Here is a 19,541-nt window from a genome sequence, read left to right on the forward strand (position 1 = left end):
AATGGAGACACTAAAAGTCATAAAAATTGGAGGTCATATCATTGATAATCCAAAAGCTTTGGATAAGTTTTTAGATACTTTCTCTAAAATAGAAGGCCCAAAAATACTAGTTCATGGTGGTGGTAAAATTGCGAGTGAACTTGCAAAAAAAATGGGCGTGCCTGTCAAAATGAACGAGGGTCGTAGAATTACAGACGAGCCTACATTAAACATCATCACAATGGTTTATGCTGGTAAAATTAATAAGATGATTGTCGCAAAACTTCAATCAAAACAATGTAATGCCATTGGATTAACAGGTGCAGATGGAAACACTATTGAGGCTACAAAAAGGCCTGTAAACACGATTGACTACGGTTATGTCGGCGATATATCCAAGGTAAATATCGATACCATAAAAGAGTTTATTGATACAGGTAAAACACCTGTATTTTGTGCAATTACACATGAGAAGGGTCAATTATTAAATACTAATGCAGATACCATAGCCTCAGAAATAGCAATTGGATTTGCTAAAAAACATAATGTAGAACTATACTACTGCTTTGAAAAAAGTGGTGTTTTAAAAGATATAAACGATCAAACCTCAGTCATTAAAAAAATTGACACAGTCTCTTACCAAAAATTAGTAAACAACGGTATTGTTGCCGATGGTATGTTGCCTAAACTCAATAATTGTATCAATGCGGTTAATCAAAAGGTAAACAAAGTCTGTATTGGCAAGTCAGAGGGTTTTTTTAATGAGAAAGAAGGTTATACAACAATAATAAAATGAAAAAAGAATTAACCAAAAAGGCGATAGACTTATTAAAAACGCTAATTGAAACACCATCATTCTCTTCGAAAGAAAATGAAACAGCGTTAGTAATTGAGTCTTGGTTTAAAGACCATAATATCCGCTACCATAGGAACAAAAACAATATTTGGGCTATCAACAAACACTTTGATGAATCTAAACCCAACTTGTTACTCAATTCACACCACGACACTGTAAAACCAAATAAAGGTTATACAAAAGATCCATTTAAAGCAATAATTGAAGATGATAAATTATTTGGACTTGGTAGTAATGATGCTGGTGGATGTCTTGTTTCATTATTAGCCTGTTTTACTTATTTCTATGCTAAAAAGAACCTCAATTACAATCTAATAATTGTAACTTCAGCAGAGGAGGAAAGTAGTGGCCCAAATGGACTAAACAGCATGTTATCTGTTATTCCAGAGATTGATGTTGCCATAGTTGGAGAACCAACACAAATGCATTTAGCTATTGCAGAAAAAGGACTTGTTGTTTTTGACGCTAAGGTAAAAGGAACACCAAGCCATGCTGCGCACCCAAATAATGACAATGCGATCTACAATACAATTGATGTACTCAATTGGTTTAAGGACTTTAAATTCGACAGAAAATCACCAGTGTTGGGTGATGTAAAAATGACGGTTACACAGATTAATGCGGGACAACAACATAATGCCGTACCATCTGAGGTTGATCTTGTTATTGACGTTAGGGTAAACGATAAATATTCAAATGAGGAAATCACTAAAATCCTAAAGGATAAGTCGCCATGTACTCAAATTAAACCAAGAAGTCTTAGATTAAATTCTTCTTCAATTCCAAAAAATCACGAATTGGTAAAAGCTGGGATTGAACTTGGCAGAAATACCTATGGTTCACCAACTTTATCAGACCAAGCTACCTTAAGTTGTCCATCTTTAAAACTTGGCCCAGGAGACAGTACACGATCACATACCGCAGATGAATTTATTCACTTAAGTGAAATTGAAGAAGGTATAGAATTATACATAAAACTACTAAAACACGTATTATGAAATTATGGGATAAAGGTTTCTCAATAGACAAAAAAATTGAGGAGTTTACTGTAGGAAATGACAGGGTTATCGATTTACACATTGCCAAATACGATATTAAAGCCTCAATTGCTCATGCTGAAATGTTAAACTCAATAGGAATCCTAACAGATTCAGAATTTAAGGCATTACAAAAAGAACTTAACAATCTACTTGATGAGGCAAATAACCATAGACTAACAATTGAAGATTCTTTTGAGGATATTCACTCAAAAATTGAATATGAGCTCACTTTAAAGCTTGGTGAAACAGGTAAAAAAATACATACCGCAAGATCTAGAAATGATCAGGTGTTAGTGGCTTTGCAACTTTATTACATGGACAACATCAACATAATTAATAAAAAAGTAAAAACACTTTTTGACACCTTACTGGATTTGTCAGTTATACATAAAGACAAACTTTTACCAGGATATACACATTTACAAGTTGCCATGCCTTCATCTTTTGGTTTGTGGTTTTCGGCCTATGCAGAATTACTTATTGATGATGTACATTTATTAAATGCTGTATTGGCTATTGTTGATCAAAATCCTTTAGGCTCTGCTGCTGGATATGGAAGTTCCTTTCCTATAGATAGAGAATTAACAACAAAAAGCTTAAAGTTTTCTACATTAAAATTTAATGTAGTAGCTGCACAATTAAGCAGAGGTAAAAGTGAAAGATCTTTAGCCATGGCACTCGGAAGTGTATGTAATACCATATCGCGTTTTGCAATGGACATTTGTTTGTACATGAGTCAAAACTTCAATTTTATAAGTTTCCCAGATGAACTTACAACAGGTAGTAGTATAATGCCACACAAAAAAAATCCTGACGTCTTTGAATTAATTAGAGGTAAATGCAATAAAATTCAAGCATTGTATTCTGAAATGTTGCTGCTAACAAATAATTTACCAAGTGGTTATCATAGAGATTATCAATTATTAAAGGAAAATATGATTGATGCTATAGAAACGACGAAGGATGTTTTAGACATATTCGAATATTCTATTAAGCAAATTATTGTCAATGATATTGATCTTACGGATGAAAAATATAAATACATCTTCACTGTAGACAGCATTAATAATCTAATTATAGATGGGATGAGCTTTAGAGATGCTTACAAAAATATTGGCGAGAAAGTACAATCTGGAACGTATCAACAAGACGCGGGAAGAGCCCATACACACCTAGGAAGTATACATAATTTAGGCTTAGAAAAGATAAAAGAAAAGTATCCAAAATGAAAAAAAAGCATCTGTTGCCAGATGCTTTAGAACTCTACTAGTTACTTAATAGCCCTAACCCTAATAGTTTCTAGCAGTCTGTTCTTAGGACTACAAATATAACTATACTCTTGGTAAATCGCTAGTATCTTTTAAAGGTAAATGTGATTCACCCATTAAATAAGCATCTACATGGTGCGCTGCTTGCCTTCCTTCAGAGATGGCCCAGACGATTAATGACTGGCCTCTACGCATATCTCCAGCAGCAAAAATACCTGGTATATTAGTAGCATAATCTTTTGTCGTTGCCTTTATATTTGTTCTAAAATCCATTTCTAAACCAAAGTGATCAGCTAAAGTTTTTTCTGCACCTGTAAACCCAAGTGCCAACAATGCTAAATCACACTCCCACTCTTTCTCAGAGCCAGGTAATTCTTTTAATTGTGGGCGTTCACCTTCCTTGAAAATCCATTCAACCTCAACTGTTTTTAATGCTTTAAGATTACCATTGCTATCACCAATAAACTCTTTAGTTGAAATACTGAAAAAACGTTCCACACCTTCTTTATGCGATGAAGACGTTCTCAGTCGCATTGGCCAATACGGCCATGGTTGATGTGCTGGTCGGCCTTCGGTAGGTTTGTCTAAAATTTCAAAATTAGTCACCTTTTTTGCACCATGTCTGTTGGATGTTCCAATACAGTCAGATCCTGTATCACCACCTCCAATTACGATAACATTTTTATCCTTGGCAGAAATAACATCCTCAAAATCTCTTAATCCATCAACATATTCATTATTCTTTTTAAGAAAGTCCATGGCCTGAATAACACCATTTAAATCTGCTCCTGGAATGGGAATACTTCTTCTTATTGTCGCACCACCACAAAGCACAATCGCATCAAACTCGTCCTTTAATTTATCTGGATCTACATTTTCTCCAACATAAGCGTTTGTTTTAAAAGTAATACCCTCTTCTTCGAGTACTTTTAAACGTCTATCAATGACTTGCTTTTCCATTTTAAAATCAGGAATACCATAACGCAACAGACCTCCAACTTTTGCATCCCTTTCAAAAACTGTAACCTTATGACCAGCACGATTTAATTGTTGAGCAGTTGCCAATCCTGCCGGACCAGACCCAATTACTGCAACAGTCTTACTTGTTCTATTTTCAGGCGGATTTGCTTCAATCCAACCTTCTTTAAAAGCAGTTTCAACAATATTCTTTTCGATATTTTCAATGGTTACCGGATCTTCATTTATTCCTAATACACAAGCTTCTTCGCAAGGTGCTGGGCACAACCTACCTGTAAATTCTGGAAAATTATTAGTCTTGTGTAAAATCTCAGCAGCTTCTTTCCATTTACCCTTATAAACTTTATCATTAAAATCTGGTATCAAATTGCCCAATGGGCAACCACTATGACAAAACGGAACACCACAATCCATACAACGTGCACCCTGATCCTTTAATTTGTTTTCTTCTAAAGGAACTGTAAATTCCTTATAATTCTTAACACGTTTATCTGGTGCTATATAGCTTTCATTCTGACGCTCATATTCTAAAAACCCTGTTATCTTTCCCATGTCTTAAGCTAATTTTAGTTGTTCTTTTTCTAATCTCAATAATGCCTGTCTATATTCCTCTGGCAACACTTTTTTGAACTTTGGTAAATAGTTCTCCCAGTCTGTCAATATGCGTTTCGCCAATGGACTGTTAGTCGCTACATAATGATTTTCAATAAGCACTTTAAGTCGGTTTTCATCCTCTTGTAAGCTTATTGGGTCAATATTTAAATCTGCACCATTACAGTTCTTAATAAAGCTGTTATCAACATCTAAAACATATGCAATTCCACCACTCATACCAGCTCCAAAGTTTCGGCCTACACTACCTAAAATTACCGCAACACCCCCAGTCATATATTCACATCCATGATCTCCAATACCCTCAACAACAGCAGAAGCACCAGAATTTCTAACACAGAAACGCTCTCCGGCTTTTCCATTTATGTAAACCTCACCGGAAGTTGCACCATAAAGTGTTACATTACCAGTTATGATATTTTCTTCTGGAACTATTGTGCTTTCTTCTGGCACTTTAATAGTAAGCTTTCCTCCTGAAAGTCCTTTACCGAGATAATCGTTGGTGTTTCCATGAACAGTCATGCTTACACCTTTTGTTGCAAATGCCCCAAAACTCTGACCAGCTGATCCATTAAAGTCAATATTAATTGTATCATCTGGTAATCCTTGCGCACCATAAATTTTAGAAATCTCATTACTTACTATGGCACCAACGGCACGATCAATATTTGTAATTGGAAGTTTTAAATGTGTACGCTGTCTTCTGAAAAGCGCTTGATGGGCCTTTTTAATGATTTGAAAATCCAAATGGGTGTCCAAATTATGGTCTTGTACATCTGTATTATAAACGTCTACACCGTTTGGTACCTCAACCTGATGTAATATTGGTGTTAAATCTATACCTGAAGCTTTGTAGTGTTCAATGGCCTTATTTCGATTTAACTTTTGAACCTGACCTACCATTTCATTAACTGTTCTGAAGCCAAGTTTCGCCATAATTTCTCTTAATTCTTGAGCTACGAAATACATATAATTTACCACGTGCTCTGGCTTTCCTTTGAATTTTTTACGTAATTCAGGATTCTGAGTGGCAATACCTACAGGACATGTATTTAAATGGCAAACACGCATCATAATACAACCTGAAGCGACTAAAGGTGCAGTCGCAAAACCAAACTCTTCAGCACCAAGTAGACAAGCAATGGCAACATCGCGACCTGTTTTTAACTGACCATCACACTCAAGCACTATTCGGTTTCTTAGGTCATTCATAACCAAGGTCTGTTGTGCTTCGGCAATTCCAAGCTCCCACGGCAGACCAGCATGTCTTAATGACGTTAATGGTGAAGCTCCTGTACCGCCATCAAAACCAGAAATTAAAATAACATCTGCCTTTGCTTTTGCCACACCTGCAGCAACGGTACCAACACCAACTTCAGAAACTAATTTTACATTTATTCTGGCCTCTCGATTAGCAGATTTTACATCATAAATCAATTGTGATAAATCTTCAATAGAATAAATATCATGATGAGGTGGTGGTGAAATTAAACCAACATAAGGTGTAGAATTTCGTGTTTTTGCAATTTCAGGATTTACTTTAGGCCCCGGCAATTGACCACCTTCTCCAGGTTTTGCTCCCTGAGCAATTTTAATTTGAATCTCATTAGCATTTGTCAGGTAATTTGAAGTCACACCAAATCTTCCTGAAGCCACTTGTTTAATGGCTGAATTTCTCCAGTCGCCTTGTGAACTTTTATAAAAGCGTTCTTGGTCTTCTCCGCCTTCACCAGAGTTAGACTTCCCTCCTATACGATTCATTGCAATTGCCAAGTTCTCGTGAGCCTCTTTACTAATAGAACCATAGGACATGGCACCAGTCTTAAAACGTTTTACAATCTCAGTCCAAGGCTCCACCTCCTCAAGTGGAATAGGATCAAACTGATCAAACTCAAATAACCCACGAATGGTCATTAAATGTTTAGATTGATCATTAACCAATTTTGAGTATTCTTTATATGTCGAGGCCTTATTTGTTCTAACAGACTCTTGTAATTTAGCAATGGTAAGCGGATTAAACATATGTTTTTCTTGTCCTCTTCGCCATCTATAATCACCTCCTACTTCTATGTCTAAATTAGTTTCATTAACTCTGAAAGCTTTTTTATGACGTCTTACAATTTCTTGTTCTATTTCTCGTAAACCGATACCTTGAATTCGAGTAGGTGTATTTGGAAAATACTTCTCCACAGTAGCAGTATTTATTCCTATACATTCAAATAATTGTGATGCACGATAAGAATTTAAAGTTGAAATCCCAATCTTATTCATAACCTTCAAAATACCTTTACCGATAGCTTTATTATAATTCTTAATCGCTGTCAAATACTCTAGATCGGTTACATCATTGGTATGTATTTGCTCTTGTACAATCTCATTAACGATATAAGGATTAACAGCACTTGCACCAAAACCAAAAAGCAAAGCAAAATGATGCACTTCTCTAGGCTCTGCCGATTCAATAATAAGACTTACTTGAGATCGTTTTTTTAATTTGTGTAAAGCATGATTAACATAAGAACACGCTAATAATGCTGGGATAGGTGCATGATTTTCATCAACATATCTATCTGATAAGATAATAATATTGGTACCCTCATCGATGGCTTTGGAAGCTTTTACAACAAGATTCTCTAAAGCAATTTCTAATTCATTCAATCCTCTATTGACCTCATAAAGCATGGATATGGTCTCTACTTTAAAATCTGGGTTAGAATCGTAATTTCTAATCTTATCCAAATCGTGTTTAGAGATTACGGGATTTTGAATTTTGAGCTTTTTACAGTGCTCTGGTGAGATATCAAATAGATTAACATCGCTTCCAAGCGTTAAACTAATATCCGTTATCAATTCCTCTCGTATTCCATCTAACGGTGGATTGGTAACCTGTGCAAATAATTGTTTAAAGTAATTATAGACCAATTGAGGACGTTCAGATAATACTGCAATTGGCGTGTCACTACCCATAGAACCAATCGGTTCTTTACCTAGTTGTGCCATTGGCCTTATTATCGTATTTAAATCCTCTTGTGTATACCCAAAGATGATTTCACGCTTCTTAAGATCGATTTCATCATATAATATTGGACCTTTCTTAGCTGAAATATCCTTAAGGTGGATTAGGTTATTATCTAACCATTCTCTATAAGGATATTTATTAGCTATTTTTTCTTTTATTTCTTCGTCATTTACAATTCTTCCTTCATTCATATCCACCAAAAACATTTTCCCTGGCTCCAATCGGCCATGATATTCCACATTTTCAGGCTTAATATCAACAACACCTGTTTCTGAGGACATAATTACATTGCCATTCTTAGTTACCGTGTAACGCGATGGTCTTAATCCGTTTCTATCCAATACAGCGCCTATATAATTACCATCTGTAAAAGGTATAGAAGCCGGTCCGTCCCAAGGCTCCATTAGACATGAATTGTATTCATAAAATGCCTTTTTTGCATCGGACATATCTGGGTTTTTCTCCCAGGCTTCTGGTACAAGCATCATCATCGCTTCAGGTAAGGAGCGCCCAGTCATTAATAATAATTCAACAACCATATCTAATGTTGCTGAATCTGACTTCCCTTTTAAAACTGTTGGAATAATCTTTTTAATGTCGTCACCAAAGGCATCACTTTTTATAATTTCCTCACGAGAAAACATACGCGACACATTACCCCTTAAAGTGTTGATTTCACCATTATGACATATATATCTAAACGGTTGTGCTAAATCCCATGTTGGAAAGGTATTTGTAGAGAATCGTTGGTGTACAAGCGCCAATCTCGTATCGAGTGCAGAATTGAATAAATCCAGATAATACTCATTAATATGTTCTGGTTTCAAAAGACCTTTAAAAATGATAATCTTTGTTGAGAGACTTGGTAAATAGAAAAACTGTGCCTCCGATAATTTTGAATTATAAATGGTGTGTTCTGCTATTTTTCTCGCCGCAAAAAGTTTGAGATTAAACTCTCTATCAGACATATCAGTTTCAGCCTTCCCAATAAAAATTTGCTTAATTGATGGTTCGGTGGTTTTAGCGATCTCTCCAAGTATTTCACTATTAACAGGAACATCTCTCCAGCCAATTAATTTCAAGCCTTGATTTTCAATTTCTTGCTCAAAAATATCTATACAATATTGTCTTTGATTATCCTTTCTTGGGAGAAAAACATTCGCAACTGCATATTGCCCAGATTCTGGTAATTCAAATTCACAAAATATCTTGAAAAATTTATGAGGAATATCGATTAAAATACCTGCTCCATCACCTGTTACACCATCAGAACTTACCGCTCCACGATGCTCAAGTTTCACTAAAATTTCTAGAGCCTTATGAATTATATCATTTGATCGCTTACCGGTTAAACTACATATAAATCCTGCACCACAATTATCATGTTCAAACTCTGGCAAATAAAGTCCTTGTTTCTTCAACATATTTCAAAAATTTTCTACGGTTTTTATGAACAAATCAGTTATCTAATATAGGGGCAGTTCTTGGATTAAAAAAAAATGGAAATCACTTTTCTCAAATCCCTAATTAAGTCTTATTTATTTGAAAAAATCACAAATTTTCACTCTAAAAATGCAAATTATTCAATGATGATTTTTTATTAAAGAAGCGTTAAAATTTACGAAAACGATTGAGTAAAAGTCCAAATACTAAGAATTCATCATTTAAAATCAATTTTTATTACTAAAACTGAAATTTCACAATTATGATTTCAACAAAAAAATCACTTAAAAATATTTTACCCTATAAATTTTAGGGGTCTTTATTTATAATTTCATAAAAATGATAATTCAACCCTATTTTTTTAAGGGTTATAAATAAAGTTTACATAGTTTTGGTTCATCTAACTGATAAAAGATTAAAATTTATGAAACGATTATTTACTTTGACATTACTATTAACGACTTTAGTTTTTAATGCTCAAGAAACGGAAGAGAAAGAAGAAAAAAAATTATCCATCTCAGGTAGTATAGATGCCTATTATCGAGCTAACCTTACAGCTCCAAATGATGAGAATGCTATCGCACCAGGATCATCTTTTGCAAATTTACCTGGTTTTGCTCTCGGTATGGCCAATGTAATTGCATCTTACGAAGGTGAAAAAGTAGGATTTGTTGCTGATTTAGTATTTGGACCAAGAGGTACAGATGCCATTTTTGCATCACCAATGTATTCTGCAACTGGTAATATTGTTAATCAATTATATGCCTACTGGAATGTTAGCGAATCTGTGACATTAACATTAGGTAATTTTAATACCTTCTTAGGATATGAAGTTATTTCTCCAGTACCTAACTTTAACTACAGTACATCTTATTTATTCTCTTATGGACCATTTAGTCATACGGGTTTGAAAGCTGATTTTGCTTTATCTGACGATGTAAGCCTAATGCTTGGTGTATTTAACGATACGGATTTAACTGAATTTAATGCTACAGGCGACTATGCTGTGGGTGCTCAATTAGGATTTTCAGGTCAATTCCTTAACGTACTTTACGATCCATCATTTTTCGAAATTGACTTCACTGGTGGATTTGATTTAACAGATGACTTTTTCCTTGGTATCAATGCTGCTTACTTAAGTTTAGAAGATGATGCTGGAGGATTCTTAGGTGCTGCTATTTACCCACAATACACTGTATCTGATGCATTCGCAATTGGTCTTCGTGGTGAATATTTTGCAGAAGACAAAGAATTTGGTGCTATAGGCACAGGAGTTGAAGACTCAAGTGTATTCGCTGCAACGTTAACAGGAAGTTATACTATTGACGACCTTATCATCAAACCAGAAATAAGACTAGATAGCGCTTCTGATGATGCATTTATTGACAACGACTTAGCTGCAACAAAGAGCTTAGCCTCTTTCTTAGTTGCTGCCATATATAAATTTTAGGATATCTCACAACCTAAAAAGCTTAGGTTCAATAAGTAATTCTAAAAAATTTATTAATTAAAAAAATAAAATTATGTCATTATTTAATATGCCCCTTATAATTCAAGATACTGCTGCTGTTGAAGGCGATATGGGAATGCTTTGGATGTTATTATCTGGTATCCTAGTTTTCTTCATGCAAGCTGGATTCACACTAGTAGAATCTGGTATGACAAGATCTAAAAATGCAGTTAACATAGCAATGAAGAACTTACTGGATATTTGTGTGGGTTCATTAACATACTGGTTCGTAGGATATTCATTAATGTATGGTGATACATCAAATGGATGGTTTTTCTGGAGCGGTCTAATGCAAGGTGAAGGAGCAGACTTGTTCTTTCAAACAATGTTTGCAGCGACAGCAGCTACAATTGTATCAGGTGCAATAGCTGGACGAACTAAATATACAACCTATATAATATTCTCAATTGTCATGACTGCAATTATCTATCCAATTTCTGGTGGATGGCAGTGGCAGGGATCAGGCTGGTTGACTGAACTAGGATTTATAGATTTTGCTGGATCATCAATTGTGCACTCTGTAGGTGGTTGGGCTGCTTTAGTAGCTGCAATTATGGTAGGTCCGAGAATTGGAAAATTTGTAGACGGTAAAGTACTACCAATTCCTGGCCACAACCAAATTTTGGCAACCTTAGGGGTATTTATCCTTTGGTTAGGATGGTTCGGATTCAACGGTGGTTCTCAGTTAGCTTGGGGTGGTGATGACGCAGTAGGTGCTTCTACTGTAGTTTTAATAACCAATCTCGCCGCTGCAGCTGGAGCCTTAGGAGCATTAGTTACATCATGGATATGGATGGGAAAACCAAACTTATCACAAACATTAAACGGAGCACTTGCTGGTTTAGTGAGTATTACTGCAGGCTGTGGAAATATGACAGATGGAGGTGCTGTATTAGCAGGTTTAATTGGAGGTGTAATTGTTGTATTCTCAATTGAGTTCATCGAGAAAAAACTTAAGGTTGATGACGCCATTGGTGCAGTTTCTGTTCACGGTGTTGTTGGAGCTTGGGGAACATTAGTAATAGGTCTTTGGGGTGTTGATGGAGATACAGGCATTGGATTATTCAATGGTGGTGGAGCTGGACAGTTAGGATCACAAGCAATAGGTGTTTTAGCTTATGCGGCCTGGGCAATAGTTCTTTCAGCGATTGTCTTTGGAATTCTTAAAAAGACTTTAGGACTGCGCGTTACTGAGGAAGAAGAAATTCAAGGTCTTGATATTTCTGAACATGGATCAATTGCTTATCCAGGTAAAAGACAGAGAGAACTTGATAATGAATAAATCTAAACATTACTAACAATACAATCTTAAAGATGACTTAATTATATAGGTCATCTTTAAGAGTTGTAAATAATTATCTAAACACTAACAAATAACAACATGAAAAAAATCGAAGCAATTATCAGAAAATCCAAGTTTTCTGCAGTAAAAGGAGCATTACATGATGTAGGTGTAAACTTCTTTTCCTACTGGGATGTAACAGGACTTGGAAATGAAAAAGAAGGTCACGTTTATCGTGGTATTTCCTACAGCACTAGCGATATCCAAAGACGCTATTTATCAATAGTAGTGAATGATGATTTTGAGGATGTAACCATAAAAGCCATTTTAGAATCTGGTGCAACTGGAGATGTTGGTGATGGTAAAATCTTCATATCAAATATCGAAGAGTGCTATAGAATTAGAACTGGAGAAAAAGGAGGAAATACTTTAAAATAAAAAACATGGAATTACTAACTACAAATAACGTATGGATGATGATCTGTACGGCACTCGTTTTCTTTATGCATTTAGGTTTTGCATTTTTAGAAATCGGTCTTACACGTCAAAAAAATACAATAAACATTTTATTCAAAAACATATTTATAATTACGATTGGCCTGCTATTATACTGTCTGGTAGGATTCAACTTAATGTATCCTGGTGAGTTTAATGGATTTTTAGGCTTCGCCGGATTTGGACTAGATGCACCACTTACTGAAGCAGGCGCCTTAGACCTAGCTTATAATGAAGGCTACACCTATTGGACAGACTTTTTATTTCAAGGCATGTTTGCCGCTACAGCCGCAACAATAGTTTCTGGTGCTGTTGCCGAGCGAATTAAGATTGGACCATTCATGATTTTCACAGTATTATATGTTGGAATTATTTATCCAATTGCAGGATCTTGGAAATGGGGTGGCGGATTCTTAGATAGCTTAGAAACACCATTTTATGATTTCGCAGGTTCTACACTGGTTCACTCTGTAGGAGGATGGGCAGCTGTGGTTGCAGTCTTCTTATTAGGATCTAGAATCGGTAAATTTAAAGACGGTAAGCCCCAAGCGATACCAGGTCACAATATACCATTAGCAACAGCTGGCGTTTTAATCCTTTGGTTAGGCTGGTTTGGATTTAACGGAGGATCTGTTTTATCTGCTGATCCAACATTAACATCATTAACTCTAGTTACAACTTGTTTAGCAGCTGCTGCAGGAGGTGTAGTTTCTGCACTAGTATCTGGAGTGATGTTTAAAAATCTAGATCTTACTATGTTCTTAAACGGCATACTAGGTGGTTTAGTTGGTATCACAGCTGGTGCTGATCAAATGAGCCCAACAGACGCCATTATTATTGGTGCTGTTGCTGGAGCACTTATTGTTTTTGCAGTAAGCTTCATTGATAAATTAAAACTTGATGATCCTGTGGGAGCAATTGCAGTTCACTTAATATGTGGTATATGGGGAACACTAGCAGTAGGCCTTTTCGGTGAGCTTGCTGGTGGCGCACAATTTGTGAGTCAATTAATTGGTGTAGGCTCTTATGCTGCTATATGTATTGTATCATCGTTCTTAATTATTTTCGTTCTTAAGAAAACAGTTGGAATCAGAGTTTCTGAAAAAGAGGAGCTTGAAGGTCTTGACGGACACGAGCACGGAATGAATGCATATTCAGATTTTAGAATGAACGAACATTAAAATGAAATTTAAATTGATTGTTTAGATAATTAGTTGTTAGTGAAAGCCCTCTGGGATATTTACTGTTCTGGAGGGTTTTTTAAAAATGGTTAGACTCAAATTTACGCAACAACATAAATCAATTAAAAAAGCCCTATAATTTTTATAGGGCTTCTTTTATATTCTATAATACCGTTTTGAATTAATTAAGCAGAATTACGACTTGCATTAATATTTCCAAATAAAGATCTGGTCACCATTTTCTCAAAGACTTTAATCTCCTCTTCATTTAAGGTCCTATCTTTTTCAAGTTCTTGAATCTTCTTAAGCGCATATTGCTGAATCGTCAATAAAGGCAACACAATAGACTCCCTTACATCAATCGAAGCCTTAGAAACCGGCTCATCTTCCATTAACTCTTTAGATCCTGTAAGTTTTAAGATAAGTCGCTTTGAAGTTTGATATTCTTCATAAATCAGATTCCAAAAATCGCCATATTCAGGATCCTCAGACATATATCTAGTTAAGTTAAAAAAGGACTTAGACAAGGACATCATACTGTTTGCAATCAAAGCTCTAAAAAATCTTGATTCTTGATACAGATGCTGTACCTTTTCAAATTCACCTTTATCTTCATAATGTTTTAATGCTGTACCTACACCAAAGAAACCAGGAACATTTTGCTTTAATTGACTCCAAGAACCCACAAATGGTATGGCTCTAAGATCTGAAAAAACTAAACTATCTGATTTGCCTCGTTTTGAAGGTCGACTACCAATATTGGTTTTCGCATAGTACTTTAACGTACTCATTTTCTCCAGATAAGAAAGGAATTTAGGATGTTTCTTAAAATTGATGTACCTCTCATAACTTAAATTAGCCAAACTATCCATGACTGCTTTATCTTCTCCTGGCATTTCATGATTCTTATCACTCAATCGATTTAAGATTCCCGAGCTTATTAATTGCTCCATATTATATCGAGACGAATCTTCTGTACCAAAATTAGAGCTAATGGTCTGACCTTGTATTGTCAATTGAATTTCTTTATCCTCAACTGTTGGCCCTAAAGAGGCGTAAAACTGATGCGTCTTACCTCCTCCTCTAGCAGGTGGTCCACCTCTACCATCAAAAAAGATGACATCAATATTGTATTGTCGTGATAATGCTGTTAGGCGTTCCTTCGCTTTAAATATAGCCCAGTTTGCCATTAAATAGCCACCGTCTTTTGTTCCGTCGCTAAACCCAAGCATAATCGTCTGCTTGTTTCCTCTTACCTCAAGATGCTCTCTGTAGTTTGGATTGGTATATAACTCTTCCATAACTGCAGGTGATGCTTCTAGATCAGTCACTGTTTCAAACAGTGGCACAACATCTGCTGTTAAATCATCACCAAAAGCAATAATTTTTAACATGGCGAAAAGTTGTAAAACATTCAGCGTCGTTTGATTATTACTAATAATGTATCTATTACAAGCAATTTCTCCATTCTTTTCTTGAATAGTTTTCATTGCCCTAATTGTTTCTACAACATTAATGGCCATTTCATCTTTAAACTCTATATCATCTGAGATGATTCCTTTAATCTCGGAAAGATGCTTAAGCTGTTTCTCTAATGGCAATTCAAAGAAATTTTCTGGAAAAAATGAAGTTTTATTAGCTATGAGTTCACCTACTAATGCTCTAAACATAGCATCATGAACGCGACTATCTTGTCTTATATCTAAACTCGCGAAATGATAACCAAACAAGGTAGTTCTATTAATGAGAGTTGTTACCTTATCTACAAAAAGCGATTGATGCTCCTTGATAAGAACTTCTCTAATTTCAATTAATTCATTTCTGAATTCTTCAAGTGTAATGCGTATCGAAGGATCTCTATGTAAGAGTGTATTATGTAATTTGTGATTAATATCTATAATACGCTCTCTTATTCCTTTAAACGTAAGACGACGTCTTAAATATTTAATATCCTTAATATAATTCTTAATAATGGATTCCTTAAGTTTTCTTGCCACATCAAGCGTTATACTTGGTGTTACAAATGGATTACCATCTCTATCTCCTCCAGGCCAGAAACCAATATTAATTAATGAATTATCAATCTCGCGTTCATCAAAGATATTCGTCTGTACATAATCATAAATTCCACCAAAAGAATGGTAAAAAACATTTTTCAAATACCAGATTAAATTCACAGCCTCATCATATGGTGTTGGCTTTTTATCTTTAAAGAAAGGCGTCTTACCCAATTGCCCGAGTAGACTTCTAATCTCTGTAAGATTATCTACTTTGATAGCTTCAGCTAAGTCTGTAATAATACCTAAAACAGTCCCAGGATAAAATTGTGTTGGGTGCGCCGTAAGTACAATTCTTACTTTAAACGCCTCAAGATACTCTCGTAATAAGTCCGTTTTGTTATCAGCAGCTGCATTTTCTTTTAAACTTCGCAGTGTACCAATACCTTCCATATTATTCACAACCGGAAAAGCCGCATCTTCCACCGCATCAAATAAAACCACCTGTCTTTCTATATACTGAATAAATCGAAAAAGTAAGTTGATTTGACTTTGAGGTGATCGTCTTGCTTGATACTTTTTGAAAAAGGTATCTACGATCGTGGTAGGATCTTCATGATTATCAAATCCTTTTTTACACGTCTCATAAAAAAGCGGTAAGAGTGCTACCGTTTTTGATAGGGTATCAAAAGGAAGCGTCATGAATATACTATTGTATATCTGATATTTTGATAAAACGTTTTGGTTAAAACGCTTTAGTTTAGGTTCTGTTGACATGTTCTAAATAATAGTTGATTGTCCTAAATGGATGTTCTTAAAATTAAGATTCGAATCTTTCGGATTAAAGATAAAATCTTCTAGAAAATCCCCTACAATAGAAGTCGTAATTTTATTTGATTTTTCGTTGATATCTGGAGTTGAAATTTTAAGCTTTAAAGATTTTTCAATTCCTGTTCTTATAAGGTTCGCTTCATTATTTAAACCAAAATGATCTAAAAGCATAGCTGCAGATAAAATAGATGCCACCGGGTTTGCTATTCCTTTACCTGTTGCTTGAGGGTAAGAACCATGAATCGGCTCGAACATCGCATATTTTTCTCCAACAGAAGCTGAAGCCAATAATCCTATTGATCCACCAATTACACTAGCTTCATCACTTATAATATCACCAAACATATTTTCGGTTAAAATCACATCGAATTGCTTTGGATTTAGAATCATTTGCATTGCTGCGTTATCAACAAATAAAAAATCTAATGTAACATCAGCATAAGATTTTGAAACATCTGTAACCACACTTCTCCATAATCTAGAACTTTCCAAAACATTGGCTTTATCTACCAAGGTAACTTTGTGGTTCCGAGTTTGGGCTGCTTTGAAAGCCAAATGGGCAATACGCTCTATTTCTGGCCTTGAATATTCACATAAATCGGAAGCAACATTACCATCTTCGCTTAAATGTTTCTTACCAAAATAAATACCACCAGTCAATTCTCTATAAATGGAAATATCTGTCCCTTCAATTATAGATCTTTTAAGTGGCGATTTATCTAATAATGTTGGATAAGCTTTAACTGGCCTAATATTGGCAAAAAGCCCTAATTCCTTTCTTAACTTCAGTAATCCTTGCTCTGGCCTAACCTTAGCAGATGGATCATTATCGTATTTAGGATGACCTATCGCTCCAAATAATACAGCATCACTCGACTTACACAAATCTAAAGTCTCTTCTGGCAAAGGGTCATTGTACTTGTCTATAGCAATGGCTCCTACATCTGCATTTACGAATTGAAAATTATGATCATATTCAGAAGCGATAGCCTTTAAAGCCTTTACAGCTTGGTTTGTTACTTCTGGTCCTATTCCATCTCCTGGTAATACTGCAATCTTTAACTTCATAAAATTTTATACTGTTCTTTGTGCTTCAAAAGCTTCAATTAATTCTTTACTGTTTATCAGATAATCAATATCGTCATACCCATTAATCAAACATGTTTTTTTATAGGCATCAATTTCAAATTTCTCTGAACGTCCATTATCTAAAATCGTAATAGTTTGTTGCTCTAAGTCAACCTCAATCTGCGTCCTAGGATTAGACCCAATTGCACTAAAAAGGTCACCTAAAAAAGACTCAGAAACCTGTACAGGTAAAAGTCCGTTATTAAGCGCATTCCCTTTAAATATATCTGCAAAGAAACTAGATACAACTACTTTAAAACCGTATCCTACGATAGCCCACGCGGCATGTTCTCTACTAGAACCACAACCAAAATTATTGCCAGCAACTAAGATATCTCCACTGTACGTTTCATCATTGAGAACAAAGTCTTCATTCACCGATCCATCTTTATTAAATCTCCAGTCTCTGAAAACGTTATCACCAAAACCGTTCTTATCAGTAGCCTTTAAAAAACGAGCAGGTATAATCTGATCTGTATCTACATTCTCTATATTTAATGGAATCGCTCTCGATTGTAATTTTGTAAACTTCTCCATTAATTTAAGTGTTTAGTTATATCAATTATTTTTCCTTCTACTGCAGTTGCCGCGGCCACTAACGGACTAGCTAATATGGTCCTTGACCCTTGACCTTGACGACCTTCAAAATTTCTATTCGAAGTAGACACACAATATTCGCCTTGTGGAATTTTATCGTCATTCATTGCTAAGCAGGCTGAGCATCCTGGTTGTCTTAGCTCAAAACCGGCCTCATCAAAAATATCCTTTAGTCCTTCTTCAATAATCTGCGCTTCCACTTGCTTGCTACCAGGCACCAACCAAGCTGTCACATTATCTGCTTTCTGCTTTCCTTTTATATAGTTGGCTGCTACTCTAAAATCTTCTATTCTTGAGTTTGTACAGCTTCCAATAAAGACGAAGTTTATTGGCTTATCAATAAGACTTTCACCTGGTTTAAAATCCATGTAAGCCAAAGATTTATTGAATGACGGATTATTCTCCTCAGGAATACTATCATTTATTTTTATGCCCATTCCTGGATTGGTACCATAAGTCACCATAGGTTCAATATCAGCTGCATCGAAAAAGTACTCTTTATCAAATGATGCACCTTTATCGGTTGGTAGTGTTTTCCAATAGGCAACTTTTTTGTCGAACGCCTCACCTTTTGGAGCAAATTCTCTGTCTTTCACATACTCAAATGTAGTCTCATCTGGTGCAATCATACCGCCTCGAGCTCCCATTTCGATACTCATATTACAGACTGTCATACGACCTTCCATGCTCATTTCTTCAAAGACATTACCTGCATATTCGCAGAAGTATCCTGTACCAGCATTTGTTCCTAATTTTGAGATTATATAAAGAATAACATCCTTTGGCAGCACTCCTGGTTTTAATTTTCCATTAACAGATACCCTTAAACTTTTTGGTTTTTTCAATAACAAGCATTGACTCGCAAATACCTGAGCAACCTGGCTTGTTCCAATCCCGAAGGCAATAGCACCAAATGCACCATGGGTTGACGTATGGCTATCACCACAAACCATGGTCATACCAGGTTGTGTAATACCTAATTCTGGAGCCATCACATGAACAATACCATTATACTTATGCCCAAGCTCATAGAGCGTAATATTATTTGCTTTACAGTTCTCAGAGAGTTGCTTTAACTGTTTTCTTGAAAGCTCATCTTTAACAGGCTTGTCCTGATTTTGAGTTGGCGTATTGTGATCTGCCGTTGCAACAATTTGATCAGGTCTATAAATAGGAATTCCTCGTTCTTTCAATTCGTTGAAAGCCTGAGGACTTGTTACTTCGTGTATTAAATGTTTGTCGATGTATAAAATCTGAGGTCCATTTTCAATGCTACTAACAACATGCGCATCCCAGACCTTGTCAAATAACGTTTTCTTCATCAT

At 35.5% G+C, this 19,541-nt stretch carries 13 protein-coding genes; 7 read left to right on the plus strand and 6 right to left on the minus strand.

The features are described from left to right. The first annotated feature begins 1 nt into the window (after window position 1). Genes argB through argH form a run of 3 tightly spaced genes read left to right on the plus strand, consistent with a single transcriptional unit; the run spans window position 2 to window position 3,104 of the window. Window positions 2–775, plus strand: coding sequence for an acetylglutamate kinase (argB, locus tag ACRHOC_RS00960; protein ID WP_431156628.1), 774 nt, complete (start codon window positions 2–4; stop codon window positions 773–775). Then, window positions 772–1,833 carry a M20 family metallo-hydrolase gene (locus ACRHOC_RS00965; protein WP_431156630.1) on the plus strand — a complete coding sequence of 354 codons (1,062 nt, stop codon included), beginning with the start codon at window positions 772–774 and terminating at the stop codon, window positions 1,831–1,833. The genes argB and ACRHOC_RS00965 overlap by 4 nt, the downstream gene beginning before the upstream one ends. Beyond that, on the plus strand, window positions 1,830–3,104 hold the full coding sequence (argH, locus tag ACRHOC_RS00970) for an argininosuccinate lyase (protein ID WP_431156631.1): 1,275 nt from the start codon (window positions 1,830–1,832) through the stop codon (window positions 3,102–3,104). Before ACRHOC_RS00965 ends, argH begins: the two co-directional genes overlap by 4 nt. A 102-nt stretch (window positions 3,105–3,206) precedes the next feature. Here argH and ACRHOC_RS00975 read toward each other — a convergent pair whose 3' ends face one another. Both ACRHOC_RS00975 and gltB read right to left on the minus strand, forming a co-directional pair. After that, complete coding sequence (locus ACRHOC_RS00975) at window positions 3,207–4,673, minus strand: glutamate synthase subunit beta (protein WP_431156632.1); 1,467 nt, start codon at window positions 4,671–4,673, stop codon at window positions 3,207–3,209. A gap of 3 nt (window positions 4,674–4,676) precedes the next feature. Continuing rightward, the gene (gene gltB / locus ACRHOC_RS00980) at window positions 4,677–9,176 is read right to left on the minus strand and encodes a glutamate synthase large subunit (protein ID WP_431156633.1); all 4,500 of its coding nucleotides are present in this window, start codon (window positions 9,174–9,176) and stop codon (window positions 4,677–4,679) included. Between the two features lie 443 nt (window positions 9,177–9,619). Here gltB and ACRHOC_RS00985 point away from each other — a divergent pair, with 443 nt between their 5' ends. From ACRHOC_RS00985 to ACRHOC_RS01000, 4 genes are all read left to right on the plus strand, one after another. Then, complete coding sequence (locus ACRHOC_RS00985; protein ID WP_431156634.1) at window positions 9,620–10,645, plus strand: outer membrane beta-barrel protein; 1,026 nt, start codon at window positions 9,620–9,622, stop codon at window positions 10,643–10,645. Between the two features lie 73 nt (window positions 10,646–10,718). Further along, on the plus strand, window positions 10,719–11,987 hold the full coding sequence (locus tag ACRHOC_RS00990) for an ammonium transporter (RefSeq protein WP_431156635.1): 1,269 nt from the start codon (window positions 10,719–10,721) through the stop codon (window positions 11,985–11,987). A gap of 99 nt (window positions 11,988–12,086) precedes the next feature. After that, the gene (locus tag ACRHOC_RS00995; protein ID WP_431156636.1) at window positions 12,087–12,425 is read left to right on the plus strand and encodes a P-II family nitrogen regulator; all 339 of its coding nucleotides are present in this window, start codon (window positions 12,087–12,089) and stop codon (window positions 12,423–12,425) included. 5 nt (window positions 12,426–12,430) lie between these two features. Beyond that, window positions 12,431–13,663: an ammonium transporter gene (locus ACRHOC_RS01000; protein ID WP_431156637.1), complete on the plus strand. Its 1,233-nt coding sequence runs from the start codon at window positions 12,431–12,433 to the stop codon at window positions 13,661–13,663. A gap of 185 nt (window positions 13,664–13,848) precedes the next feature. Here the strand turns inward: ACRHOC_RS01000 and ACRHOC_RS01005 are convergent, their stop codons facing one another. From ACRHOC_RS01005 to leuC, 4 genes are read right to left on the minus strand one after another with little or no spacing between them, the layout of a single operon-like run. Beyond that, entirely contained in the window at window positions 13,849–16,437 is a 2,589-nt protein-coding gene (locus ACRHOC_RS01005) for a phosphoenolpyruvate carboxylase (protein WP_431156638.1), read from the minus strand. A gap of 3 nt (window positions 16,438–16,440) precedes the next feature. Beyond that, complete coding sequence (gene leuB, locus ACRHOC_RS01010; RefSeq protein ID WP_431156639.1) at window positions 16,441–17,559, minus strand: 3-isopropylmalate dehydrogenase; 1,119 nt, start codon at window positions 17,557–17,559, stop codon at window positions 16,441–16,443. Between the two features lie 6 nt (window positions 17,560–17,565). Continuing rightward, window positions 17,566–18,156, minus strand: a complete 591-nt coding sequence (gene leuD, locus ACRHOC_RS01015) for a 3-isopropylmalate dehydratase small subunit (protein ID WP_431156640.1) — start codon at window positions 18,154–18,156, stop codon at window positions 17,566–17,568. After that, window positions 18,156–19,538 carry a 3-isopropylmalate dehydratase large subunit gene (leuC, locus tag ACRHOC_RS01020; protein ID WP_431157434.1) on the minus strand — a complete coding sequence of 461 codons (1,383 nt, stop codon included), beginning with the start codon at window positions 19,536–19,538 and terminating at the stop codon, window positions 18,156–18,158. Before leuC ends, leuD begins: the two co-directional genes overlap by 1 nt. Window positions 19,539–19,541 lie beyond the last annotated feature (3 nt).

Origin of the sequence: Winogradskyella poriferorum, from assembly GCF_050618035.1 — a bacterium.
Classification (GTDB): Bacteria; Bacteroidota; Bacteroidia; order Flavobacteriales; family Flavobacteriaceae; genus Winogradskyella; species Winogradskyella poriferorum_A.

Coding starts and splice junctions, on each gene's coding strand:
- argB (WP_431156628.1), top strand. CDS start 2: ATGGAGACACTAAAAGTCATAAAAATTGGAGGTCATATCATTGATAAT.
- ACRHOC_RS00965 (WP_431156630.1), top strand. CDS start 772: ATGAAAAAAGAATTAACCAAAAAGGCGATAGACTTATTAAAAACGCTA.
- argH (WP_431156631.1), top strand. CDS start 1,830: ATGAAATTATGGGATAAAGGTTTCTCAATAGACAAAAAAATTGAGGAG.
- ACRHOC_RS00975 (WP_431156632.1), bottom strand. CDS start 4,673: ATGGGAAAGATAACAGGGTTTTTAGAATATGAGCGTCAGAATGAAAGC.
- gltB (WP_431156633.1), bottom strand. CDS start 9,176: ATGTTGAAGAAACAAGGACTTTATTTGCCAGAGTTTGAACATGATAAT.
- ACRHOC_RS00985 (WP_431156634.1), top strand. CDS start 9,620: ATGAAACGATTATTTACTTTGACATTACTATTAACGACTTTAGTTTTT.
- ACRHOC_RS00990 (WP_431156635.1), top strand. CDS start 10,719: ATGTCATTATTTAATATGCCCCTTATAATTCAAGATACTGCTGCTGTT.
- ACRHOC_RS00995 (WP_431156636.1), top strand. CDS start 12,087: ATGAAAAAAATCGAAGCAATTATCAGAAAATCCAAGTTTTCTGCAGTA.
- ACRHOC_RS01000 (WP_431156637.1), top strand. CDS start 12,431: ATGGAATTACTAACTACAAATAACGTATGGATGATGATCTGTACGGCA.
- ACRHOC_RS01005 (WP_431156638.1), bottom strand. CDS start 16,437: ATGTCAACAGAACCTAAACTAAAGCGTTTTAACCAAAACGTTTTATCA.
- leuB (WP_431156639.1), bottom strand. CDS start 17,559: ATGAAGTTAAAGATTGCAGTATTACCAGGAGATGGAATAGGACCAGAA.
- leuD (WP_431156640.1), bottom strand. CDS start 18,156: ATGGAGAAGTTTACAAAATTACAATCGAGAGCGATTCCATTAAATATA.
- leuC (WP_431157434.1), bottom strand. CDS start 19,538: ATGAAGAAAACGTTATTTGACAAGGTCTGGGATGCGCATGTTGTTAGT.